Below are 21742 nucleotides of genomic sequence, written 5' to 3'. Positions count from 1 at the left end.
TGCTCGATGCCCATGGCGATGTCGCTGGTCGAGGAACTGACTTCGACCATCATGCGTTGCAGATAGGCAATGAAGCGGTTGACCGATTCGCCCACCTGATCAACCTCATCCTGGCCTTTTACCGCGATGCGGCGGGTCAGGTCAGCGTCACCGGCCGACAGCGTATCGATATTGGTCTTGAGCACGGTGAGGCGTTTCATCAGCGTGCCGAGGGCAACGATCATCAGCACGAGCAGGACCAGCACCATCGGAATCTGCAGCCAGGCCAGGGTCTTGAGGACCGTCTCGCTCTGGGTCTTCAGCAGTGCGGTGTTCTGCGACACGGCCAGCAGCCAGGGCGTGCCGGCAACCGGCATCAGGAACAGGGTCGATTCTTCGCCGTCACTGTTGTCGTAGGTCAGGCGGGTGGTGCCGCTGCTCTTGAGGGCGAGGGCCGATTTGATGCCGTTGATGAACGGCGACTGCCCTGCCAGTTCGGAAATGTTGCGCAGCACGATCTTGTCGTTGCTGCCCGGCACGTTGGAGAGGATCTTGCCATCGGCTTCGATGATCATGATCCGGCCGTTGACCTCACGCTCCTTGGCTTCGACCAACTGGTTGAAGAAGCCCAGCGTCACGTCGATGGTCGATACGCCCCATGGCTTGCCATCTTTGGTGATTGCCATCGCGCAGTTGGTGCGCGGCTCGGGGCTCGCTCCGTCCTGATAGGCCGGAGCCCAGGCGCATTGACCGGCAGGCGAACTCAGGCCGCCCTTGTGCCAGCCCTGCTCGAAGTAGTTGAGCGATTCAGGCGAGTTCCAGTGGGTGTTGACGATCAGCTTGCCGGAGGCATCGCGGTGATAAAAGGTGCTGTGCTTGGCGCGCCCGGGTGTACGTACTTCAGGCAACGGCCAGATACCGCCGCCGAAGACTTTGGCTTCCCCGTACTGGTTGACCATGAACGGCAGCAATCGGTCGATGTCGTCACTGGACAACTGCGGCACGATCTCGGTGATCACTCGCGCCTGTGCCTGAACCCGGGCCAGCTCGGTCTTGATCTCGTTACTGATGTCGGCTGCCTTGACGGTCAGCATGTTCTCGTCGTTGGCCGTGAGCCTGGGCGTCACGAACTGATTGATCCCGTAAACAGTCAGGATAATGACCAGCGCCATGAATCCCACGAATGTAGCGGTGTAGCGTGCCTGAACGGTCTTGAGCGTGGCCATTATTCTTGTACCTGCGCGTGAGAAGGGGGCTGTGTTGCCGAGGTGTCGGCATCGCGCGGCAGTTCTTGAGAGGGTAAAAGCGCCACATTCCGGTCTGGCGATGATCGGTCTGGCTATCTTTGGCAATGCAGGGGCGGGCGCAGGTTTATCGTGTCAGCACTTGCAGCCACGGTGTCCAGCTTTCGACATGTGCGCCGTGGGGTTGCGCCATGGCCTGCAAGGCGGCTTGCGGGTTGCGGGTGTCATAGACGCCAGTGATGCGCAGTTCGGCGAGCTGCGGGTCCTTGAGCCAGACCTTGCCGGGCAGATAGCGCTGTAGTTCGTCCACCATGTCGCCGAGGCGGGCGTTGTCTGCGATCAACTGGTTATTTCGCCAGGTGGCGACACGACTCGCGGGCTGGGCCAGCAGTCGGGCCTGTCCACTGTAACGGTCGACATCCAGCCGCTGCCCTGCGATCAGGCCGGGGTTGAGCAGGCGCTGACTGTCACGCTCACTGACCTTGACCGAACCGTGCTGAACGGCCACTTCAATTGTGTTCGATTCCAGGTCCACGTTGAACGCGGTGCCGGTCACCGTGACGTCGAGGCTCTGGACTTGAACATTGAACGGTTTGCTGCGATCGGGTGTGACGTCGAAGAAGGCTTGACCACGCAGAAGGCGGACATCCCGGCGTGTGTCGGAAAAGTCCACGGCAATGGCACTGTTGCGGTCGAGCGCTGCAAGGCTGCCGTCGGGCAGTCGGACGTCACGGCGCTCATTGCTGGCGGTGGCGAAGTCGGCCCGCAGCAAGGTTGTAAAGGTTGGGTTGAGGGCCAGCACCAGGCAGGCGGCGAGCGCGCCGCCAACCGCCCAGCTCAGGGTTCGGCGTCTCATGGGGCGCTTTTTGACCGGGCGTTGCGCAGTCGCAGCGTCATGCGCGGATGGAATCGGCGGCCATTTGTGCGCCGTGGTAGGTGTGAGCTGGCCGGTCAGCTGCCAGATCCGCTCAGCCCTGCGCAGCGCCTCGGCGTTCTGCGGGTCGGCCTCTTCCCACTGACGCATCTCATCGTGCAACCGCGCATCGTCAGGTGCCTGTCGGGCACGCATCAACCATTCCAGAGCAATGTTCTGAAGGGCCTGGCGAGGTTCGGCTTGCGGCATGTCCGGCAAGGCTCCAGCGGCGGAAAAGGAGGGCAAGGGTCGCACAGGATCGCGCCCTTCAGCAAAAGACGGATGGCTGCCGGTTTTTTTCAGATTCTTTTGAATGTTTTCGTCGCGCGGGTCAGTCATTGCCACGGTCCAGCCATGCAGCGCAATGACTCAAGGCTTCATGCACCAGATGATGTGTCAACCCTACCGAAATACCCAGCGCACTGGCCACCTGTTGCAACGTGTAGCCGCCCAGGCGATGCATCTCGAAGGCCATGCGCGTGCGTTCCGGCAACCGGGCCAGCGCGTCGGCCACCTGTTTCAGCTCGTCCTGACCGACCACTTCCTGCTCGGGCGATGCCGTAACAGCTGGCAGTTCGGCCAGAAGGGCGTCGCTGTCGGGTTGGCGTTTTTCGGTGGCCATGCTGCGCGTGAGGTCCAGCGACAGATTGCGCACGATGCGATACAGATAGCCAACCGGATTGTTGATCGAAAGACTCTGGTCGTCACGTCCGTTGAATCGCAGCCAGGCTTCCTGAACGACATCCTCGGCACGCGCACGGCAACCCACGATCGGTGTGGCGTAGTCCACCAGTGCCGAACGGTGCGCGAGATAGAGGTCGAGTTTGCTGGCGGACGAATCCACAGGGGATTGATGCTCGTTTCGTGGGGAAGAAGCGATATGTCCTGCCCGGAAGCACGCATGCTACCCGTTTTCGATAATCGTTATCAAATGCGATCTGTAGTCGTTAACCTGGGCTCGCGGGCGCGGCATGTGCTGCGCCCGCGGGTTTCAAGGCTTCAAAAAATATAGTCAGTGGTCAGAAAGCTCGACTCGCGGTTGCGAATGATGTCGCTGACCAGCTGCTTGTTGCTCTCCTGAAATTTCGTCGCCACTAGCGTGCGGATCGAGAACACCCTTAACGCATCGTGAACCGACAGGGTGCCTTCTGCCGAATTCTTCCGTCCGTTGAACGGGTATTTGTCCGGACCGCGCTGGCACTGGGCGTTGAGGTTGATCCGGCCGACCTGATTGGCGAACGCGTCCACCAGCCGTCCGACCTGCGCCGAGTCGTTGCCGAAGATGCTCAACTGCTGGCCGAAGTCGGAATCCAGCACGTAATCGATCACGCTGTTCAGGTCGCGGTAAGGCACTACGGGGACAACCGGACCGAATTGTTCTTCGTGATAGACGCGCATTTCAGGTGTAACCGGATACAGCAGAGCAGGGTGGAAGAACGACTCGCTGACCAGCGCACCATTGTTATTGATGATCTTTGCGCCTTTGCCGAGTGCGTCGGCCACCAGCCCTTGCAGGTAATCCGTCTTGCCGGGCTCGGGCAGCGGCGTCAGTGAGACACCCGGCTCCCAGGGCATGCCAGGTTTGAGCTGGGCCAGCTTCTCCTGGAATTTTTCCAGAAAGCCTTGGACCACGTCTTCATGCACGAAGAAGATTTTAAGCGCCGTGCAGCGCTGGCCGTTGAAGGACAGCGAGCCGGTGACCGCTTCGCTGACCGCGTTGTCCAGATCCACGTCGGGCAGGACGATGCCGGGGTTCTTGGCGTCCAGACCCAGCGCCGCGCGAAGGCGGTGAGGGCGCGGATGGAGTTTTTTCAGGTCGCTGGCAGCCTTGTTGGTGCCGATGAACGCGAACACGTCGATCATGCCGCTGGCCATCAGCGCACTCACCGTGTCGCGACCGCTGCCATAGATCACATTGATGACCCCGGCCGGGAAGCTGTCACGAAACGCTTCGAGCAGCGGACGGATCAGCAGTACGCCGAACTTGGCGGGCTTGAACACCACCGTGTTGCCCATGATCAGCGCAGGGATGAGCGTGGTGAATGTCTCGTTCAACGGATAGTTGTAAGGCCCCATGCACAGCGTGACGCCCAGGGGTACGCGGCGTATCTGCCCGAGCGTGTCCTGCTCAAGCTCGAAGCGACTGGAACGCCGGTCGAGTTCCTTGAGCGCATTGATGGTGTCGACGATGTAATCGCAAGTGCGATCGAACTCCTTCTCCGAGTCCTTCAGGTTCTTGCCAATCTCCCACATCAGCAGGTTGACCACCGCCGTACGCTGCTCACGCATACGCTTGAGAAACGCCTCCACATGCTGGATACGCTCGGCAACGCGCATCGTCGGCCAGCGACCCTGGCCTCTGTCCCACGCGCTGACCGCGGCGTCGAGTGCCGTCATCGCGGTTGCCGCATCCAGCAAAGGCGTGCTGCCCAGCATCATCGGTTCAAGGCCAGTGCTGCTTCGGATGCACACCGGACTGCGTACCGCCGCCAATGGGCCGTTCCAGGTTTGCAGCTTGCCATCGACCAGATAGTCGCGCTGCTCGATGGGCGGGCCTGGGCGATACTGCTCGGGAATGTCATCGACAGTGGGGAATAGCGTTTCAAGCTGGCTATTCAGGGGCATCGGCTTTACCTCGAAAATGGTTGCGTCAGGTCAAGGGCAAATACACTACGCCACCTGTGACGCGCTAATGAACCCGTCTCACGACGAGCGAGCGTTCTTTCATCGGACTTTCAGTGAAAAAATTTCAGCCGCTCGCTTGACTTCGTTTTGCGAATCAGTAACATAGCGCTCATTCCGCGATAGCTCAGTTGGTAGAGCAAGTGACTGTTAATCACTGGGTCCCTGGTTCGAGTCCAGGTCGTGGAGCCAGACAAGATTCCAAAGAAACAAAGTCTTTGGAATCATTCAAAAAACCCGCCTGACTGGCGGGTTTTTTGTTTGTGCCTGTTTTGTTTGGTGGTCACCGCGAGCGAGACCCTGATTGGCAGGAATTGACAGGGCACAGGTCCGGCCCAGTGACTCGCACTCGTTGGTTTGGAAAGGCATGCGCAGGCCCATTGGCTGCGTTTCTTTCTAGCTTTCCTGTATAGCTGCAGCTCTGAATCGATGGATTCCGGGTCTGACGGCGACGCATTCAGCGCTGTCGAAGCACGAACGTTATTAGTGACAGGCGCACGCTGTGCACGGTGCGCGGTGCCGGGCGCACCTGATCTTCATTTGGCGTTGGCCCCAATATTGGGCAGGTAAGTCGTCATGAATGCCCAGTGACAAATAGAGCCACTGGATTTCAGTCATGGAAGTTGGTTTTTCCCATGGCTTTATTAGTGTCACGGCTTTCTTGGCTTCTGCACTGTTTTGGTTGGGGTGTGCACGCTACCGATGCATTCTGAAAAATAAAACCTTTTCGAGTAAGAATATTGACTTTGGTTTTTTTGCTGTTCAGTCTAGGGCCGCTGGCTGAGCCAGTTCTTGAGCTTAATTTTGCAATACGTCTTTGAAAGCATGGTAGCGCTTAAGTCCGTGCTTTCAGAAAGGTTAATGTGATGGTTGTAGGGTCACTCACTAAACTGATGTAACGGAAGACATCGTCGTGCGCGTCCACTCTAGTTTAGAAAAAAATCGTACGTTATTATTTGTCTCGGTGGGCGTATTCATTGCGCTCTCCGAGGCTATTTACGATCTGGTTTTCGCCAATTTGGCGTACTCGATAACAGGCAAGGCGTCTTCTGTGACAACGACGTACGCATTCGGCTATATGGCCGAAATAGCGGTTACGTTAGTGGGGGCCGGTTTTATAGACAGATTTAATAAATGGAGGCTTTTCATCGGTACTCAGATCGTGAATGTGTGTGTTTTTGCTATTGCTATTTATTTTTTATCGGTGCATAACGCGTCGGTAGGTTGGATCTGGGTGTTTGCATTTTGTGTGGATCTGATACATCAGTATGCTCGCTTGATCATGTTCGCCCTGGTTCCGTTTTTATTTGTTCGAGACGAAATTCTTCATGTCAACGGGATTCTTGCTACCATGAATAGTGTTGCCCGATCGGTGGGGCCGGCAATCGGCTCCATGGCCATATTGTTGATCGGTTTGCCAATGTCACTTACCGTTTCGATCGCTTTTATGGTGCTAGGTTTACTATTGGCCGTGACTTTAAAATCGCGCTGTCATGAAAATTCTGTAGATGAAATACAGGACGTTAGCACGTTCAAAGAGCGTTTTCATGAAAGCTTTACTGGCGCCTCCCGCGCTGCGATTACACTGTTGAAATCCACACAGTGGCGTTCCTTTATCGGGTCGTATGCGGCGTGTGTTCTGGTGATCGGAGTGTTGTCATTGCTCTGGATTCCCTTTCTTCGGGATTACCATTTATTTACCCCTGTGCAGACCGGTTATCTTTACGCAGTGGGTACCTTGGGTGCTATCGCGGGAGGACTGACGACAAAACGCTTTTCAGCAATAAGCCGGTTGCCATCAATGATTTTTAGCGCACACTTTATAATGCTTGTAGGCGTGATTATGGCGCTGATGATCAAAAGCAGTCTGGTGTTCGTTGGGCTTGGGATGTTTATCTTCCAATTCGGTGCGACATTATATTTTCGGACGACTTCCAGTGCAATTCAGTTGTCTGTGCCCAAGGAGGTCATCGGCAGTTGGTACGGCGCAATTGACTTTTTGAGCCGATTCGCCGGGCTGGGTGGGATACTCTTGGTCGGCTGGTCTTATGACAATGTAAGCGCTTATTGGGTATATTCCATCGTATTGTCTATGTTGGTGATAAGCAGCTTGAACTGGTTGCCCAATCGTAAAATCATCTGGCTTCAAAATTCATCGAGCTGAATGGCGGCTTCGGGTGTTCTTTCGAACCCTCACCGCCTTGGCTGGTTTGTACTGATACCTGCAGGATCAACAGATCTCGGGAAAAGTGTTGCTCCCCGCGCCAAACTTTCCCTGCTACTTACCTTCCAAACCCGACTAGAATCGCCGCCTCGCTGAGCGCTTCACCTGAAGCGTTCAGCCCAGTCCGTTCAGGGGAGCGTAATGGCTGCAGCCAGCGCGATATTTACCGAAGGTCCCGTATCACGACACGTCATGGTCACGGCCAGCACCAGCGCCTTGAGTCTGTTCGCCGTTTTTCTGGTCGACATCCTCACGCTGGTCTACGTCTCCATGCTGCACGACCCCGTGCTGCTGGCGGCGGTTGGCATTGCCAAGGTGATGATGTTCATCAACATGTCGCTGGCCAGCGGTTTCATCATTGCGGCCACGGCGGTGTTGTCGGCGCGCATCGGTCATAGGGGGACGAAATCGGTGGCGCGGCTCTGCGCCAGCCTGATGCTGATGATCCTTGTGGTGTCCGGTTTTGCAGCGGTGCTGCAACTGGTCCTGATGGTGCCGATTACCCACTGGCTGGGTGCCGAGGCGGCGGTTTACGAGGCGGCGCGCGGGTTTATCTGGCTGGCGCTGCCCGCGACTGTTTTGCAGGCCGTGATGCAGATGGCCGCGCAAATGCTCAGGACGGCGGGCGACAACCGTCGTGCGCTGGGTGTGGTGCTGTCAGGTGCCGCGACGCTTGCGGTGGCGGACCCGTTCTTTATCTTCGGGCTTGGTCTGGGACTGGAAGGGGCGGGGCTGGCCTTCGCGCTGTCCGGGTGTGTGTCAGCCTGCCTGGGCGTTTACTGGGTGCGTAAGCGGATCGGCCTGACGTTCTCCCGCAACCTGAAACTGCTGCGCAATCACGCAGGCCGGACCTTCAAGCTGGCGCTGCCGGCCATGGCTGCCAATCTGGCGACGCCGGTCGGGCTGGCCTATCTGGTCGCCTCGCTGTCAGCGTTCGGCACCTCGGCGCTGGCCGCCATGAGCGTGATGGATCGCGTGCTGCAATTTTCCTACTGCGCCTTTTTCGCACTGCCCGGCGCGCTGGCGCCGATACTGGGGCAGAATATCGGGGCGCAACGGGACGACCGTGTTCGCCAGGCCATCGTCTTCACCCGCAGACTGGTGGTCGGTTACGGGTTGGCGGTCTGGCTGGTGCTGCTAGTGTTCAGCGGTACCATCGCGGATATCTATCAGCTGGAAGGCGAGGTTCGCACGGTCTTTTTGAATTACTGCCGGTTGGGTGGCGGGCTCTGGGTGATTATCGGCCTGGATTTCGTCGCCATCGCGGTATTCATGACCATGAACCGGTCATGGCTGGTGGCGGTTTTCGCCTGGCTGCGTGCGACGTTCGGCACTGTGCCGTTCGTGTACGTCGGGGCTCACTGGTTTGGCGGCAGCGGCGCGGTACCAAGCATGTTTGCCGGTAACGCCATGATCGCGTCGATCTCTATATTCGTCGCATCGCTGATCGCAAAACGGTTTTTCGCGAGCAGGGCCCAGGCTGCAGGCACTGGGAAATATTGAACACACATCGGCTCAAGGTGTTATCAGGTTTTATGTCAGTTGAAGACTCAGGGAATGAATCCGAAGAGGCCGTGCAGCCCAAACGCCGCCGCGCACCCAAGGGTGACATGCGCAGAAAGGCCTTGCTGGATGCGGCGACGATCGTCTTCGCCCGCAACGGCTATTCGAGCGCCTCGATGCGTGACGTGGCGACGCTGGCAGGTATTACTACGGTCGGTTTGCTGCACCATTTCCCGAACAAGGAAGCCTTGCTGAGCGCGCTGCTGGAACGCCGCGATCAACGAGTGGTGTCCAGATTTCAGGATCTGGTCACCGAGCCGACGCTTGAAGGTTTTATCAAGTTCATCAAATTGAGCATGGGTTTCAGCATCGAGGATGCAGCCGAGTGTCAGGCGGCCTTGCTGATGAACACCGAAAGCCTGTCGCCTGAGCATCCGGCGTGGGCCTGGCACAAGGAGCGCTTTCATCTGACCCACCAGCATGCGCGCGGCCACTTGAATGCCTTGAAAGAAGCGGGGGAGATACGTGCGGATGTCGACGTACAAGCCTTGGCCCAGGAGATCTTCTCGGTCATGGATGGCTTGCAGATTCAGTGGCTAAGGTGCCCTGAAGAAGTGGATGTGATGGCGGTCTTCGACGTTTACGCGCAGCGATTGGGAAGGGACATCAAGGCTCGTCCATGAGCCTTGATGCTGACATCAGTATTTCAGTGAAGCTGACACCTGCACCGCCTTGCGCAGTGGCAACGGCAGCGGGTTGCTGTCGCGGGTCGTCAGTTTTTCCGGGTACAGGGTGATCAGGGTCCGGTTGAGCGTCAGGTTTTCCGAGTCTGCACCGACCAGAATCTTGTACTTGCCTGCGTCCACATCCCAGCTTGCAGTCTTGTCGACGTAGTAGGCCAGCGAACGCGAGTCGATCGGGATGCTGACGGTCTTGCTCTCGCCCGGCTGCAGGTACACCTTGGTGAAGCCCTTGAGTTCTTTTTCCGGACGATCAACGGCAGGTTTTACCGGTTGCACGTAGAGCTGCGCCACTTCGAAACCGGCCTTGTCACCGGTGTTGGTCAGGGTGAACTTCACGTCAATGGTGGAGCCTGGCGTCAGCACATTGGTCGACAGCTTGAGGTCGCTGTAGCCGAACGTGGTGTAGGACAGGCCGTAACCGAACGGGTAGAGCGGCTTGGCGTGCTTCTTGTCGTAACCGCGATAACCCATGTACAGGCCTTCGCTGTAGTTCATTTCAGTCAGGGCCTTGTCGCCACGGTAAGCGGCCGGATCCGGATACGACGCGTAGCTCGGGTTGTCCTCGATCTTCTTGTCGATGGTGATCGGCAGTTTGCCCGACGGATTGACCTTGCCGAACAGAATCTCCGCAAGTGCCTGACCGCCTTGCTGGCCGGGGAACCAGGCTTGCAGTGTTGCGCCGACCTTGTTGGCCCACGGCTGCATGTTGGCCACGCCACCACCGTGCATCACGACGATGGTGTTGGGGTTGGCCTTGGTCACGTAGCTGACCAGTTCGGCTTGTTGGTCCGGCAGGTCGAAACCGTGGTCCGAGCCTTCGCCTTCATTCTCGTAGTTGGTGCCAGTGGCGACGACCACCGCATCGTATTTCGACAGGTCCTTCGGCGGACGCAGCGAAGCCCAGCTCATCTGTACGCCAGTCACGCCACCGAGTGCCGGAATGAAGTTGCCCTGCACGCGCTTGTATTCAAGCTTGACGGTGTACGACTTGCCCGCAGTCAAAGCGGCGGTCTTGCCGGACGTGGTCAGTGCATTGACCACGTCGGACGAGTACGGAACGCCGTCGCTTTCCACGACCAGTTCGTCGTTGACCCAGAGTTTGTACGGGCCATCCGCACGGATCTTGAAGACCTGCGGGCCGGAGACCGTCGGCTTGATCACCGATGTGAAGCGTGCCGAGAACGAGCCGGGTGCAGGGCTGAAACCGGAAACGGCGGTGGTGCCTGCGTCGGTGACGTTGGTGCCGGTGGTCCAGTTCAGGTTCACGCCGGGCTCGACGCGGGTCAGCGCCGGGTCACCGGAGAAACTGGTGTTGGAGAAATATTCGGCTTTGACGCCCGAATTATTGATGCCGTTGTTACCGGTTGCAGGCTGATACCAGGCCGAGCTGGCCGGGTTCAGGCTCAACTCCGACAGGTAGGTCACGTTGGCACTGCTGGACGCCAGTTGCTGCAGGCCGCTCAGCTCTGTCACGTAGCTGTTGGGCGGCGAGTTGGCGGTGCCGAAAGGCGAGGCGGGTGCATCGTGTGCCCAGTTGCCGATCACGGCGATCTTCGCAGTGCGCGCCAAGGGCAGCAGCGGTTTGCCCGCAGCGGTGTTTTCGTTGCGCAGCAGGACGATGGATTCACGCGCCGTGTTCAGTGCTGCACGCATGCCGTATTCGGGATGGTCCAGGGTCTTGGCCGTGTTGAGGTTTTCCTGGAAGTCGTAGCTGACGATGGCGCGCAGGTTGCGCTTGACCTTGTCGTCGATGACGTTCTGGGTCAGTTGACCGCTCCACAGGTACGGCAGCAGGTTGGCTTCGGTGAATTGCAGGCCTGACGGCATGTCGATATCGGTGCCGGCCCATGCGCCTTTGAACGCGTCATGAATGGCATTGAAGTCGCTGATGACCGTGCCCTGATAACCCCATTCACCCTTGAGCACTTCGGTGATCAGGTGATGGTTTTCACAGGCGTAGTCGCCGTTGATCTTGTTGAAGCCACACATGATCGACGCGACGTTGGCGTTCTTGACCATTGATTCGAAGCCCGGCAGGTACAGCTCGCGCAGGGTGCGTTCGTCGACTGTCACGTTGAGTGCCTGACGGTTGGCTTCCTGCTCATTGGCCAGGTAGTGCTTGCCGCTCGCCTGAATCCCCTGCACCTGAATGCCGTTGACGATCGCCGGAGCCAATACTGCGCCAAGGAACGGATCTTCGCCGCTCACGTACTCGGCCGACCGTCCATTGAATGGCGTGCGATACAGGTTCGCACCGGGCGAAAGCATCTGCTGCCCGCCGGAAATACGAGTCTCGTAGGCAATCGCCTGTCCGAATTCCTTGGCACGGTTGATGCTCCAGGTCGCGGCCAGTGCGGACTGCGATGGGTACTGCGCGCCGAAGGTGGCGTTGTTGACGTGCACGCCCATGGACGAGTCGTAGGCAACCGTGCCCTTGATACCCCACTTGAGCAGGGAAGGGATCATGTGCCCGTCGTTGACGCGGGTGAAGTTGATCTTTTCCGACGTGTTCATGTTGTCGAGAATCGAGCTGACGCGCGCCTCGACTTCATTGCCGGTGGCGGGCGTGACGACGGCCGCCAGCGCCAGATTGGCCTGCATGACGCTGAAGGTCAGCAGGCTCAGGCCCAGCGTTTGTTTGAAAGCTGACATGGCAAATGCTCGCTTGGCACACAGGGACGGATGAAGGTCTGAGGGGCTCATCGGCTGTGCTCCAGTGGAGGCGTGTCATTGGTGTCCACAGGCTCGTCGAGCAGGGTGGAAGCGCCTTTCTGTGCAGGTGTGGTGACTTTGTCGGCACCGGAAATCCGGTCACGTTTTGCCTCTACCTGAACTCTGAATTGTGCGTCGGAAGTTTCCTTGGTGGCAGTGGAAGTTGAGTCCGTTGCGAAGGCAGACAAACTTTGCGCGCACAGAAGTACAGCGCCGAAAACAGGCAACATGGATCGGGTCATCAATGGCAATCTCGATTGACGGTGGCAAGGATAATCAAATAGGCGTTTAGCGCGACATACCTGTCAGCCGAGTGTTAAGTCCGGAAAGCGCGAAAGAAGTTCAGCTGTTTATAAAATATTCCGGCAACGGAATTTATGAAATGCTGGCATATGGCCTGCCTGCTCCTGGCGCACTTTTTTTGAGCAAGGTAACGCTCGAGGCAGAACAATTTTCGCGTTAAATGAGAGTTTTAAACTCTTTAATTCATAAAAATTGATTAATAATAGCTAAAAAAACAAATTACGCGGAATGATTCACCAATTTACTAAACCTAACTGTGATTAGGTTTAGTGCTCTGCTATCATGGCCGCTCTGCTGAAATAGCCGCATTTTTTACAGTCTTTAAACGGCGGTCGTTATTGATGAATACACGCCTTGAGTTGATCTGCAGTGAACGGGTTTATCGGTCTTTATAGTGATATCGACTCTGATGAAAAAGGCTGTTTGGCTGTTTGGCTGTTTGGCTGTTTGGCTGTTTTGGTTTCATCAGATTTTATCGGCGTTATCGCCAGCCCTTTCGCGGTCTGTTTATATTTTTACGAAACGTGGCAACTTGATTTGTCACGTCGAAGTGTACCCGCCCATGACATCAGATAATGTGAGCGACAAGCCTGGTCGAATCGATGTGGCCATATTGAGTGCCGTCAGGCGCCTGAGCCCGGATCGCACCCGAAAGCTCACCTTCGGCCAGATCTACATGGAATTGCTCAAACGCTCTGCGCGTGTCTGCCCCATCGTCGACTGCGTGCTGGCGGTCGATGTGCTGGCAAGGGAAGGGTTGCTGATCTCGGAACGACTGTTGGAAGTCGATCCGTCCTTTCCGTACACGCAGCACATCATCGGTGGCCTGACCGATGTAGGCGCCGCCTCTTTGGATGAGCGCGAAGCACCGTCAGCCAGAAGCCGCTGCTTCGGCTGAACAGAACCCATCTTTCATTCGCTGTACGGCAACGAGAGGTAGTACTGACCCAGTTCCGTCAGTCTTCCTTCGGCATCCAGCAGGCTTGAAAAGTGCGGATCCGGTGTCATTCGCCCGGTGAACCAGGCGTACCTGAACACGTCCGACCGCCGTTCCAGCATCGCGACCATCTCGGCCATCTGCTGCTTCTGTTTTTCCACTGAATCGATCTGCAGTCCATCGTCGAGCGTGTGCCAGTTGGCGAACTCGGTCACCCAGAAGGGTTTGCCGTATCGGGACAGTCTGTCGAGCATGCTCGACAGGCCGTAGTCATACCAATGAAAGGCCAGGTAATCGATCTGCGGGTCCCGTCCCTCATGAGCCGACGCATAGGCTGCGTAGAACGCGTCAAGCCAGGCCACCGGGTCGCCGTAGCCGGTCATGGTTCCCCAGTTCATCGCAGGGCCGACCAGTTTGACACCGGTCTGCGCCGAAATCTGTTCCAGACGGGGCCACAACTGTGCAGCGGCCTGAGGTGTCATATTGGCCTGATCGACCAGATTGGGCTCGTTGATGACCAGCAGATAACGAATGCCGGGGTGCGCCAGCAGATAGAGCTTCAACTGACCGTCATCGAGATTGGCGTTCCAGACCATCGGCACGAAATCGACGTTGTACTGGCCCGCATAGTCATAGGCGGCCAGACGATCATGGGGCTTCGGGCTCCAGTTGTACCACCAGCTCACGCCAGTCGATAAAGCACTCAGGTCCGCAGGCGAGGCCACGTCATATGCGACGCCGCGCTTTACGCTCTTGGTGGCTGTCCAGGCGGACTCGGAAAGCACACTCAGCAGCAGTGCGAAGGCGATCAGTGCATGGCGTGTTTGAAGGGCTTTTTTCAAGATCATGATTCGCTCATCCCTGGAATCAATGGCTGATGATCTGGCAGTCCCTTTCGTGACGAGGTAGGCGTTATTGGCGTTGTGGATGCTTGCCCGAATGGCTGTCTCCAGCCATTACAACGATTGGGTGACGAGTCCGGACGTTACCCCAATCGCGGATGAATGTCTTTGCGTGTCATTCGCTGACCTGAGTGAGTCGTTCGATGCTGATCTCGCGCATGCGAAATTTCTGCACTTTGCCGGTGACCGTCATCGGGAAGTCGTCTACGAAGAAAAAGTGTTTTGGCACCTTGAAGTGCGCTACACGGGAACGAAAGAAATCGCGCAGCAACCGTTCTTCGCACACGTGACCGGGATGCAGCCTGACCCAGGCCACCAGGTCTTCGCCGTAGCGATCACACGGAATGCCGACGACATAGGCTTCGGCTATGTCGCTGTGCTGTAGCAGCAGTTCTTCGATTTCACGCGGGTAGATGTTCTCGCCACCTCGAATGATCATGTCCTTGCTGCGGCCCACGATCGTCACGTAGCCGTCAGCGTCCATCTGCACCAGATCACCGGTGTGCATCCAGCCCTCGGCATCGATGTCTCTGGCCGTGGCTTCGGCGTCCTGCCAGTAACCCAACATGACGCTGTAACCTCGGGTGCAGAGTTCACCGACCTGACCACGCTCCACTGTGTTTGCGTCGGTGTCGATCACCTTGTGTTCCAGATGCGGCTGAGTACGGCCCACGCTGGTCACGCGCAATTCCAGCGGGTCGTCATTGGACGTCTGCAGGGAAACCGGGCTGGTCTCGGTCATGCCATAGGCGATCTGCACTCCGCTCATGTGCATTTGGTCGATGACCTGACGCATCACCTCGATGGGGCAGATGCTGCCTGCCATGATTCCGCCCTTGAGGCTGGAAAGATCCAGTGCCTGTCGCTCGGGAAGATCGAGTTCCTTGATGAACATGGTCGGCACGCCATACAGGAAAGTCGCCCGCTCGCTGGCGACCGCTTCGAGTGTCGCCAAGGGTTCGAACGACGGCGCCGGATAGATCATCGTCGCGCCATGGGTCAGGCAGGCGAGGTTGCCCATCACCATGCCGAAGCAGTGATAAAGCGGCACCGGAATGACCAGCCGGTCCTCGGATCCCAGGCCAAGGTTGTAGCCGACCATGTAACCGTTGTTGAGTATGTTGCGATGGCTCAGCGTGGCGCCTTTCGGAAAACCGGTGGTGCCCGATGTGTACTGAATGTTGATCGGGTCGTTCACCTCCAGGCTGGCAGCGCGCAGTTCGAGGGCATCCGCAGGCGTCGATTCGGCAAGCGAGTGGAGCGCGCGCCACGCCAGCATGCCGGTCGGTGGGCTGTCGGCCAGGCTGATCACGCCGCGCAGTTCGGGCAGTGCTTCGCTGTGCCAGGCTCCAGGCGTCCGGGTCAGCAACTGTGGAACGACCTGACCCAGCATGGCGTGATAATTCGAGTCCTTGAAGCAGTCTGCAGTCACCAGCCACGAACAGCCTGAACGCTGCAATGCGTAGGTCAACTCCGAAGTGCGATAGGCCGGATTGATGTTGACCAGCACTGCGCCAATCTTCGCGCTGGCCAGTTGCGTGATGCACCATTGAGCACAATTGGGTGCCCAGATGCCGATCCGCTGGCCCTTGTCGATACCCAGAGCGAGCAGGGCGCTAGCCACGGTATCGACCTCACGTCCAAGGTCGCGCCAGCTATAGCGCACCTGCTGGAACGGCACGATCAATGCGTCCTGCTCCGGCCAACGTTTTACGGCTTCGGACAGGGCGCTGCCGATTGTGTGTTCAAGCAGGGGCGGATTTTGCATTCCAGCGGAATAGCTCAGCATGTCGCATCCTCGATCTTTTTATTGTTGAGATGTGATGACTGCGAGTGAAGGTTGCCGCTTACGTTAACGTCATGGCGAAACGCTGTCCAGTTCCTCTCGGCGGGCATCGCGTGCTGACCTTTCGGCAGATTACAGCCCCGTTTCTGCCGACGATTGCCTGATCCGGTTTCATGAATGCCTGTTCCGATGCGCTGGCTTGAGGTAGGTTCTTGAAAACCTTTTCAATCACACTCAAGGATGGATTGCGCATGCGCCTGTTTTCCCGCTCGCCACTAGCCGCTCGGCTGGGTCTGGTTTTCGTTCTGACAGCCCTCACTCCGCTTGCCATGGCCGAGCCTCATCAGAAGATTCAGGCCGACGCCGAGCAGTATCAGGACGAAGCCTTGAAGCTGCTCGAACGTCTGGTGAACATCGATTCAGGCTCTGGCTACACCCAAGGTCTGGGTCAGGTCAGTGACATCGCCATCGAAGAACTGAAAAAGCTCGGTGCCACCGTCGAGCTGGTCCCCAATACGCCTGAGGCCAGCAATCATGTGCTGGCCACGATCAAAGGCACTGGCAAGGCGAAGATTCTGTTGATGGCGCACATGGATACCGTATTCAAGGAAGGCACCGCCGCCGAGCGACCGTTTCACATCAAGGATGGCCGTGCCTACGGTCCCGGTGTGATGGATGACAAGGGCGGAATCGTGGCGGCGATCTACGCGCTGAAAGTGCTGCAGAACCTCAACTTCAAGGATTACGCGCAGATCACGGTACTGCTCGACGCCAGCGAGGAAATTGGTTCGACGGTCGGCACCGAGCTAATCAAAAAGACTGCCAAGGCGCATGACGTCACCCTCAACCTGGAACCGGGTCGTCCGGCCGATGGTCTGGTGGTCTGGCGCAAGGGCGTCGCCACAGCGCTGGTGGAGGTCAAGGGCAAGGCCTCTCACGCAGGTGTCGCACCAGAGTTGGGACGCAATGCGGCCAGCGAGGTTGCCCACCAGATTCTGCAACTGGGCAAGCTCGGTGACGAGGAGAAAAAGACCACCATCAACTTCACGGTGCTCAAGGCTGGCGACCGCACCAACGTGATCCCCGATCAGGCCAGCGCCAAGGCTGATGTGCGTGCGGTGTTGCCGGAAGAGTTTGATCGCATCGAACAGGACATGGCCAAGGTGTCCGCCAACAAACTCATCCCTGATACCGAGGTCAAGACCAGCCTGGTACGCGGCCTGCCGCCCATGCCGCAGACGCCGCAATCCGATGCATTGGTGGCCATGGCACAGGGCATCTATGGCGAGTTGGGGCGCACGCTGACCATCGAAGGCAGCGGCGGGGCGGCGGACTCGAGTTTGTCAGCCAGTGTAGGGACGCCAACGCTGGACGGTTTCGGCATCGTCGGCGGCAATATTCATACGCCTGAGGAATACGCAGAAGTCGCAAGCGTGGCGCCGCGTGTCTATCTGCTGTCGCGGATGATCATGAAGGTCGCCGGGGCGCAGTAATCCTCTGGTTCAGACCGGGATCATCAGGCGGATCACCGATCCGCCGCCCGGTCTGTTCTGTGCGCTGATGACTGCATCGTGTTCAAGACAGATGGCCCGCGCGATGGATAAGCCCAGCCCGCTGCCACCCGAGTAGCGCGCTCTGGAACGCTCGGCCCGCCAGAATCGGTCGAACACCTGTTCAAGATTGTCCTCGCCAAACCCCGGTCCTCTGTCTGCGAACGTCAGTTCCACCTGCGCGCCGATAGGACTTGCCGTGATGTGCAGTTCGCCGCCCTGTGCCGAATAGCGCAACACGTTGTCGACCAGAATGTTCACGACCTGACCGATTCGGTCCCGATCGGCAGTCAGCTTCAGCGTGGACGGGATCTCCAGCGCCACCTTGACGCCTGCCTGCTGAAGCTGCGTGGCAAACCAGTCCAGACGTTCGGTGACAAGTTTGCCCAGCGAAAAGGCGGTCTTGTTCAAGACCAGTTGACCGGCGCTGGCCAATGACAGCAAGTGCAGGTCATTGACCAGTTTGTTGAGTTGGTTGAGCTGTCGGCTGACCATTTCCAGTTGCGCGAGATCGCTTGGGAAAACCTCATCGATCATGCCCTGCACACGGCCCATCGCTGCGTTGAGTGGGGTGCGCAGTTCATGGGCGATCATGGCACTGGATTCGCTGACTTCCAGCTCGTAGCGTTCGAGTTGAGTGGTCATGGTGTTGAAGTCGCGCACCAGTGATTGCAGTTCGTCCGGACCGTGATCGATCGCAGGCAGGCGCGTCTTGAAATCACCTTGCGCCACCTGGCGCGCACCTTTGGCCACGGAGGAAAACTGGCTCGACAGCGGGCGCGAGAACAGGAACCCGAAAAAGATGATGATGGGGATCGCCACCCCGACCAGACCTGCCAGCAGCCACCACTCCTGATTGGCGATGCCCGGCAGCATGTATTCAGTCGGGTAGTACTGCACGAACAGCTCACGAAGTCTGGGAATGTTGAGGGCCGGCTCGGCCTGCAACTGCTGCAGCTCTATACGAACGTTCTCAGGGATGCTGTGCAGCGTGATCCAGTCGGTTATCGTGACGTGCAACCACATGCAGAATGCGATCACGACGACCGCTCCGATTGCCAGCATGCTCATGCGCATCCCGACCCAGTGCCACAGCGGTCTTGCCTTGGAGCGAAGTCGATCTGGCATGGCAGTCACCTGAACCGGTAGCCGACGGCGCGCACGGTGACCAGCACGTTATCGATGCCGTGCAGTTCCAGCTTGCGGCGCAGGTTGTGCACGTGGGCATCGACCACACGCGCGAGCGCTTCGCTTTCCGGCAGACAGATCTCGAGCAGCTCCTCGCGGGTAAATGCCTTGGAGGGTGTTTTCAGCAAAGTGCAGAGGATCTTGAATTCGGTGGGCGTGAGGTCCAGCAGCGTTTCTTCCTGTTCCAGCCCTTCGATACGCGCCGTGACGGCGTCGAGATCGACCACCAGATCCTGGTAGCGCAGCTGTCTTTCGGCGCTGCCACCCGGTTGTGCACGGCGCAGAACGGCGTGCACCCGCGCCACCACTTCCTTGGGGTTGTACGGCTTGACTACGTAGTCGTCCGCGCCATAACGCAGTGCACCGAGTTTTTCCGGCTCGTCACCCATGGCGGTGACCATGATCACCGGCGTATCGCTGCAGCGCCTGATTGCCGACAGCACATCGGTGCCGCTGACCAGCGGCAACATCACGTCGAGCAGTACCAGATCGGGCCTCCATTGCCGGTGCATGTCGATGCCGCGCTGGCCATTTTCCGCGAGGCCGACGATGAAACCGTCCCGAAGCAGGTAGGCCTCCAGAATGCTTGCACTGTCGGCGTCGTCTTCGACCACCAGAATACGTTTTCCTGACACAGGGCCGCCTCTTGATCAAATCTTGATAATTCACGAACGGTTTATTGATAGTCGACGTTCAGGATTGCGTTCAGACCCCACTGTCGCGAACAGATCCTATGCCCACTCTCACGCTGCTGTCCAAGCCTATCCGCGTTTCCCGGCATCGCTCCCTGCGGTGGTGCGCGGCGTGGCTGATGGTGCTGACTGTTTCAGGTTGCTCCCTGGCACCCGAGTATCAGCAGCCGCCATTACCTGTCCCTGCCACGGTGTCATCCGGCGTTGTGTCAGCCGCTGCACCGCCTTCGCAAGCGGTGCTGACGTCCGACGAAGAGACGCTGATTACCGAGCTGTCTCCAACCGGTGAACTGCGCACGCTGGTGCTGTCGGCGCTGGACTTCAATCGCGACTTTCGCATCGCCGGTCTGCGCGTCGAGGAAGCCCGGGCGATGCGCGGCCTGAGCGTCGCGGATCGCTTTCCGACGGTGGCCGCAGGGCTTGAGCGTGACCGACAGCACTTCGACAACAAGGCCGCTGACGAGCGTTACGGCCAGGACATCACCGTCGCCTCCTTGGGCATTTCCAATTACGAGCTGGATTTCTTCGGTCGCCTGCGCAGCCTGTCCGACGCAGCGCGTCATGACTATCTGGCCACGCTTCATGGCCAGCAGGCCGCCCGCAGCGCTCTGGTAGCCGAAGTGGCGCAGGCCTGGCTCGCCGAGCGCATGGCGTCAGCCTTGCAGGTCGATGCGCAGGCGATCAGTGACACGCGCTCGATGCTGCTCGGCATGGCCGAGGGACAGCAGCGCGCAGGCGCCATTTCCCTCGACGACGTTGCCATGCAGCGCCTGGAAGTGCTGAGCGCGGAGCAGCAACTGCAGGATGCCATCGGTGATCATTCCAGCGCCTCCCAGGCATTGCTGCTCCTGACCGGCTACTCGGCGCCGTTGCCGTCGATGACGCTCGAACCTGCGCACCTGACCGCCGCTGCGATCGACACGCCTGCATGGCTGATGAATCTGCCGTCTCAACGCCTATTGGAACGCTTCGACGTTCGCCAGCGAGAAGAGGCGTTGAAGGCCAGCAACGCGAACATTGGCGCAGCCCGTGCGGCCTTCTTTCCGTCCATCACGCTCAGCACAGGAGTCGGTGTGCAGAGCGACAGCCTGCGCAGCCTGTTCAGTCACGGCAGCGGTGCCTGGCTGTTCAGTCCGCAGTTGAACCTGCCGCTGTTCGACGGCGGTCGCAATCGCGCCAACCTGGACCTGGCGCAGGTGCGCAAACAGATCGCCGTCGCTGACTACGAGAAAACCATTCAGATCGCTTTCCGCGAAATGGCCGATGTATTGACCCGCCGCCAGCAGGCGCTTGATCACGTGCGTGATGAAGTCAAGCGTGTCGCGCTGGTCCAGGAAAAGGTCCGGCGCATGGCCTTCGAACTGGAGGCGGGCAACACGGACCGCAGCGCGCCGCTGGCATCGGCCATTCGTGTCGCCCAGGCCGACGCCACCTTTCGCAAGTCTCTGCACGATCTGCAACTGAACCGCCTGGACCTCTATCGCGTCCTGCACGGCGCAGAACCTGCCACTTCTTCCTCCCTGACTCAACCTGGAGTTACCCCATGACTGTCATGAACATCTGCACCCCGTCACGCCCCTTGCTGTTCAAGGTTTTGATTGCCACTGCTGCTGTGGTGCTGGCCGGTCAGGCACGGGCCGCCGATCCAGCCTCTGATGCATCGCTGCTGGGCGACAAGGTCAATGTCAATCTGGGACTGGGCATGGGCGTCGTGCCGCGTTACATGGGCGCGGACGAATACCGCAGCCAGGTGCTGCCGATGTTCACCGTTCAGAGCGGCATGCTGTTCGCTGACAGCCTCAGAGGGCTGGGGCTGCAGTATCAGTCGCCGTCGGGCTTCGGTGCCAGTGCTGCGCTCAACTATGACTTCGGCCGTACCGAGAAAAACAGCACAAACCGTCCGGGCTCCAACGAGCTCAAGGGCATGGGGACGGTCGGTGGTGCGACGGTCGCTGACCTCATGCTTTCCCAGCAGCTTTTGCCTTGGCTGACCGTCAGCGGCGAAGCCGAACTGCGTCTGGCAGGCGAGAAGCGCGGCAATCGCTACCGTCTGGGCTTTGAAGGCATTGCCTACCACAGCCAGTCAGACACGGTGGCTATCGATCTCGACGCGCACGCGGGAGACGGTCGTTACAACCAGACTTATTTCGGGGTCAGCCCGATCCAGACCCAGCGCACCGGCTTTTCCCGGTTCACGGCCGACAGCGGCATTTATGCGTACTCCGCAGCGCTCAGCTGGCAACACAGCTTCGACGATCACTGGTCAACGGTCACCAGCGTCGGCGTTACGCATTACACCGATCAGACCCGCGGCAGCCCGCTGGTCGAGACGGACGCCGAAGCGAGCGGTCTGCTTGCCTTGAACTACGCCTTTTGACCGCAAG

At 58.6% G+C, this 21742-nt stretch carries 16 protein-coding genes, 1 tRNA gene and 1 pseudogene; 8 read left to right on the top strand and 10 right to left on the bottom strand.

Going from position 1 to position 21742, the window contains the following annotated elements:
• Positions 1–68 precede the first annotated feature (68 nt).
• The 4 genes and pseudogenes from AC0IXS_RS02740 to AC0IXS_RS02725 form a co-directional block, all read right to left on the bottom strand.
• Positions 69–938, bottom strand: a pseudogene (locus AC0IXS_RS02740) (HAMP domain-containing protein); the annotation flags it as partial.
• A gap of 412 nt (positions 939–1350) precedes the next feature.
• The gene (locus AC0IXS_RS02735; RefSeq protein WP_240045181.1) at positions 1351–2475 is read right to left on the bottom strand and encodes a FecR family protein; all 1125 of its coding nucleotides are present in this window, start codon (positions 2473–2475) and stop codon (positions 1351–1353) included.
• Positions 2468–2980 (bottom strand): sigma-70 family RNA polymerase sigma factor, encoded by a 513-nt coding sequence (locus AC0IXS_RS02730; RefSeq protein ID WP_025993515.1) that lies wholly within the window; start codon positions 2978–2980, stop codon positions 2468–2470. Before AC0IXS_RS02730 ends, AC0IXS_RS02735 begins: the two co-directional genes overlap by 8 nt.
• Before the next feature lie 155 nt (positions 2981–3135).
• Positions 3136–4761 carry an NADP-dependent glyceraldehyde-3-phosphate dehydrogenase gene (locus tag AC0IXS_RS02725; protein ID WP_057409818.1) on the bottom strand — a complete coding sequence of 542 codons (1626 nt, stop codon included), beginning with the start codon at positions 4759–4761 and terminating at the stop codon, positions 3136–3138.
• Positions 4762–4934: 173 nt separating this feature from the next.
• On the opposite strand from AC0IXS_RS02725, the gene AC0IXS_RS02720 reads away from it, so the two are divergent.
• The 4 genes from AC0IXS_RS02720 to AC0IXS_RS02705 all read left to right on the top strand — a co-directional run bounded on the left by AC0IXS_RS02720 (position 4935) and on the right by AC0IXS_RS02705 (position 9228).
• A tRNA-Asn gene (locus AC0IXS_RS02720) sits at positions 4935–5010 on the top strand.
• A 721-nt stretch (positions 5011–5731) separates the two neighbouring features.
• Positions 5732–6982 (top strand): MFS transporter, encoded by a 1251-nt coding sequence (locus tag AC0IXS_RS02715; protein WP_471823693.1) that lies wholly within the window; start codon positions 5732–5734, stop codon positions 6980–6982.
• A gap of 201 nt (positions 6983–7183) precedes the next feature.
• Positions 7184–8545, top strand: a complete 1362-nt coding sequence (locus AC0IXS_RS02710; protein WP_471823691.1) for an MATE family efflux transporter — start codon at positions 7184–7186, stop codon at positions 8543–8545.
• Positions 8546–8577: 32 nt separating this feature from the next.
• Positions 8578–9228, top strand: a complete 651-nt coding sequence (locus tag AC0IXS_RS02705) for a TetR/AcrR family transcriptional regulator (protein ID WP_043305941.1) — start codon at positions 8578–8580, stop codon at positions 9226–9228.
• A 15-nt stretch (positions 9229–9243) separates the two neighbouring features.
• Here AC0IXS_RS02705 and AC0IXS_RS02700 read toward each other — a convergent pair whose 3' ends face one another.
• Together AC0IXS_RS02700 and AC0IXS_RS02695 are read right to left on the bottom strand one after the other, a co-directional pair.
• A complete protein-coding gene (locus AC0IXS_RS02700) occupies positions 9244–11940 on the bottom strand; it encodes a beta-glucosidase (RefSeq protein ID WP_471823689.1) in 2697 nt (898 codons plus the stop codon).
• Between the two features lie 47 nt (positions 11941–11987).
• Entirely contained in the window at positions 11988–12230 is a 243-nt protein-coding gene (locus AC0IXS_RS02695; RefSeq protein WP_471823687.1) for a hypothetical protein, read from the bottom strand.
• 635 nt (positions 12231–12865) lie between these two features.
• Here AC0IXS_RS02695 and AC0IXS_RS02690 point away from each other — a divergent pair.
• Positions 12866–13201 (top strand): hypothetical protein, encoded by a 336-nt coding sequence (locus AC0IXS_RS02690; RefSeq protein WP_471826180.1) that lies wholly within the window; start codon positions 12866–12868, stop codon positions 13199–13201.
• Between the two features lie 14 nt (positions 13202–13215).
• On the opposite strand, the gene AC0IXS_RS02685 is transcribed toward AC0IXS_RS02690, so the two are convergent.
• Both AC0IXS_RS02685 and AC0IXS_RS02680 read right to left on the bottom strand, forming a co-directional pair.
• On the bottom strand, positions 13216–14088 hold the full coding sequence (locus AC0IXS_RS02685; protein WP_471823685.1) for a glycoside hydrolase family protein: 873 nt from the start codon (positions 14086–14088) through the stop codon (positions 13216–13218).
• A 169-nt stretch (positions 14089–14257) separates the two neighbouring features.
• Complete coding sequence (locus tag AC0IXS_RS02680) at positions 14258–15931, bottom strand: AMP-binding protein (protein ID WP_057409812.1); 1674 nt, start codon at positions 15929–15931, stop codon at positions 14258–14260.
• 248 nt (positions 15932–16179) lie between these two features.
• Between AC0IXS_RS02680 and AC0IXS_RS02675 the strand changes: the two genes are divergently transcribed.
• Complete coding sequence (locus AC0IXS_RS02675) at positions 16180–17421, top strand: M20/M25/M40 family metallo-hydrolase (RefSeq protein ID WP_449122069.1); 1242 nt, start codon at positions 16180–16182, stop codon at positions 17419–17421.
• Positions 17422–17430: 9 nt separating this feature from the next.
• Here the strand turns inward: AC0IXS_RS02675 and AC0IXS_RS02670 are convergent, their stop codons facing one another.
• Together AC0IXS_RS02670 and AC0IXS_RS02665 are read right to left on the bottom strand one after the other, a co-directional pair.
• The gene (locus tag AC0IXS_RS02670; protein ID WP_137201977.1) at positions 17431–18606 is read right to left on the bottom strand and encodes a sensor histidine kinase; all 1176 of its coding nucleotides are present in this window, start codon (positions 18604–18606) and stop codon (positions 17431–17433) included.
• A gap of 5 nt (positions 18607–18611) precedes the next feature.
• Positions 18612–19301: a response regulator gene (locus AC0IXS_RS02665; RefSeq protein ID WP_057409809.1), complete on the bottom strand. Its 690-nt coding sequence runs from the start codon at positions 19299–19301 to the stop codon at positions 18612–18614.
• Positions 19302–19399: 98 nt separating this feature from the next.
• On the opposite strand from AC0IXS_RS02665, the gene AC0IXS_RS02660 reads away from it, so the two are divergent.
• Together AC0IXS_RS02660 and AC0IXS_RS02655 are read left to right on the top strand one after the other, a co-directional pair.
• Positions 19400–20905, top strand: a complete 1506-nt coding sequence (locus tag AC0IXS_RS02660; RefSeq protein ID WP_057409808.1) for an efflux transporter outer membrane subunit — start codon at positions 19400–19402, stop codon at positions 20903–20905.
• Positions 20902–21735, top strand: coding sequence for a MipA/OmpV family protein (locus AC0IXS_RS02655; RefSeq protein ID WP_057409807.1), 834 nt, complete (start codon positions 20902–20904; stop codon positions 21733–21735). The genes AC0IXS_RS02660 and AC0IXS_RS02655 overlap by 4 nt, the downstream gene beginning before the upstream one ends.
• Positions 21736–21742 lie beyond the last annotated feature (7 nt).

Source organism: Pseudomonas sp. AC016 (genome assembly GCF_979253365.1).
This window is presented reverse-complemented; position numbering and strand designations above follow the sequence as displayed.

Coding starts and splice junctions, on each gene's coding strand:
- AC0IXS_RS02685 (WP_471823685.1), bottom strand. CDS start 14,088: ATGATCTTGAAAAAAGCCCTTCAAACACGCCATGCACTGATCGCCTTC.
- AC0IXS_RS02700 (WP_471823689.1), bottom strand. CDS start 11,940: ATGTCAGCTTTCAAACAAACGCTGGGCCTGAGCCTGCTGACCTTCAGC.
- AC0IXS_RS02725 (WP_057409818.1), bottom strand. CDS start 4,761: ATGCCCCTGAATAGCCAGCTTGAAACGCTATTCCCCACTGTCGATGAC.
- AC0IXS_RS02670 (WP_137201977.1), bottom strand. CDS start 18,606: ATGCCAGATCGACTTCGCTCCAAGGCAAGACCGCTGTGGCACTGGGTC.
- AC0IXS_RS02675 (WP_449122069.1), top strand. CDS start 16,180: ATGCGCCTGTTTTCCCGCTCGCCACTAGCCGCTCGGCTGGGTCTGGTT.
- AC0IXS_RS02690 (WP_471826180.1), top strand. CDS start 12,866: ATGACATCAGATAATGTGAGCGACAAGCCTGGTCGAATCGATGTGGCC.
- AC0IXS_RS02660 (WP_057409808.1), top strand. CDS start 19,400: ATGCCCACTCTCACGCTGCTGTCCAAGCCTATCCGCGTTTCCCGGCAT.
- AC0IXS_RS02680 (WP_057409812.1), bottom strand. CDS start 15,931: ATGCTGAGCTATTCCGCTGGAATGCAAAATCCGCCCCTGCTTGAACAC.
- AC0IXS_RS02735 (WP_240045181.1), bottom strand. CDS start 2,475: ATGACTGACCCGCGCGACGAAAACATTCAAAAGAATCTGAAAAAAACC.
- AC0IXS_RS02710 (WP_471823691.1), top strand. CDS start 7,184: ATGGCTGCAGCCAGCGCGATATTTACCGAAGGTCCCGTATCACGACAC.
- AC0IXS_RS02655 (WP_057409807.1), top strand. CDS start 20,902: ATGACTGTCATGAACATCTGCACCCCGTCACGCCCCTTGCTGTTCAAG.
- AC0IXS_RS02695 (WP_471823687.1), bottom strand. CDS start 12,230: ATGTTGCCTGTTTTCGGCGCTGTACTTCTGTGCGCGCAAAGTTTGTCT.
- AC0IXS_RS02705 (WP_043305941.1), top strand. CDS start 8,578: ATGTCAGTTGAAGACTCAGGGAATGAATCCGAAGAGGCCGTGCAGCCC.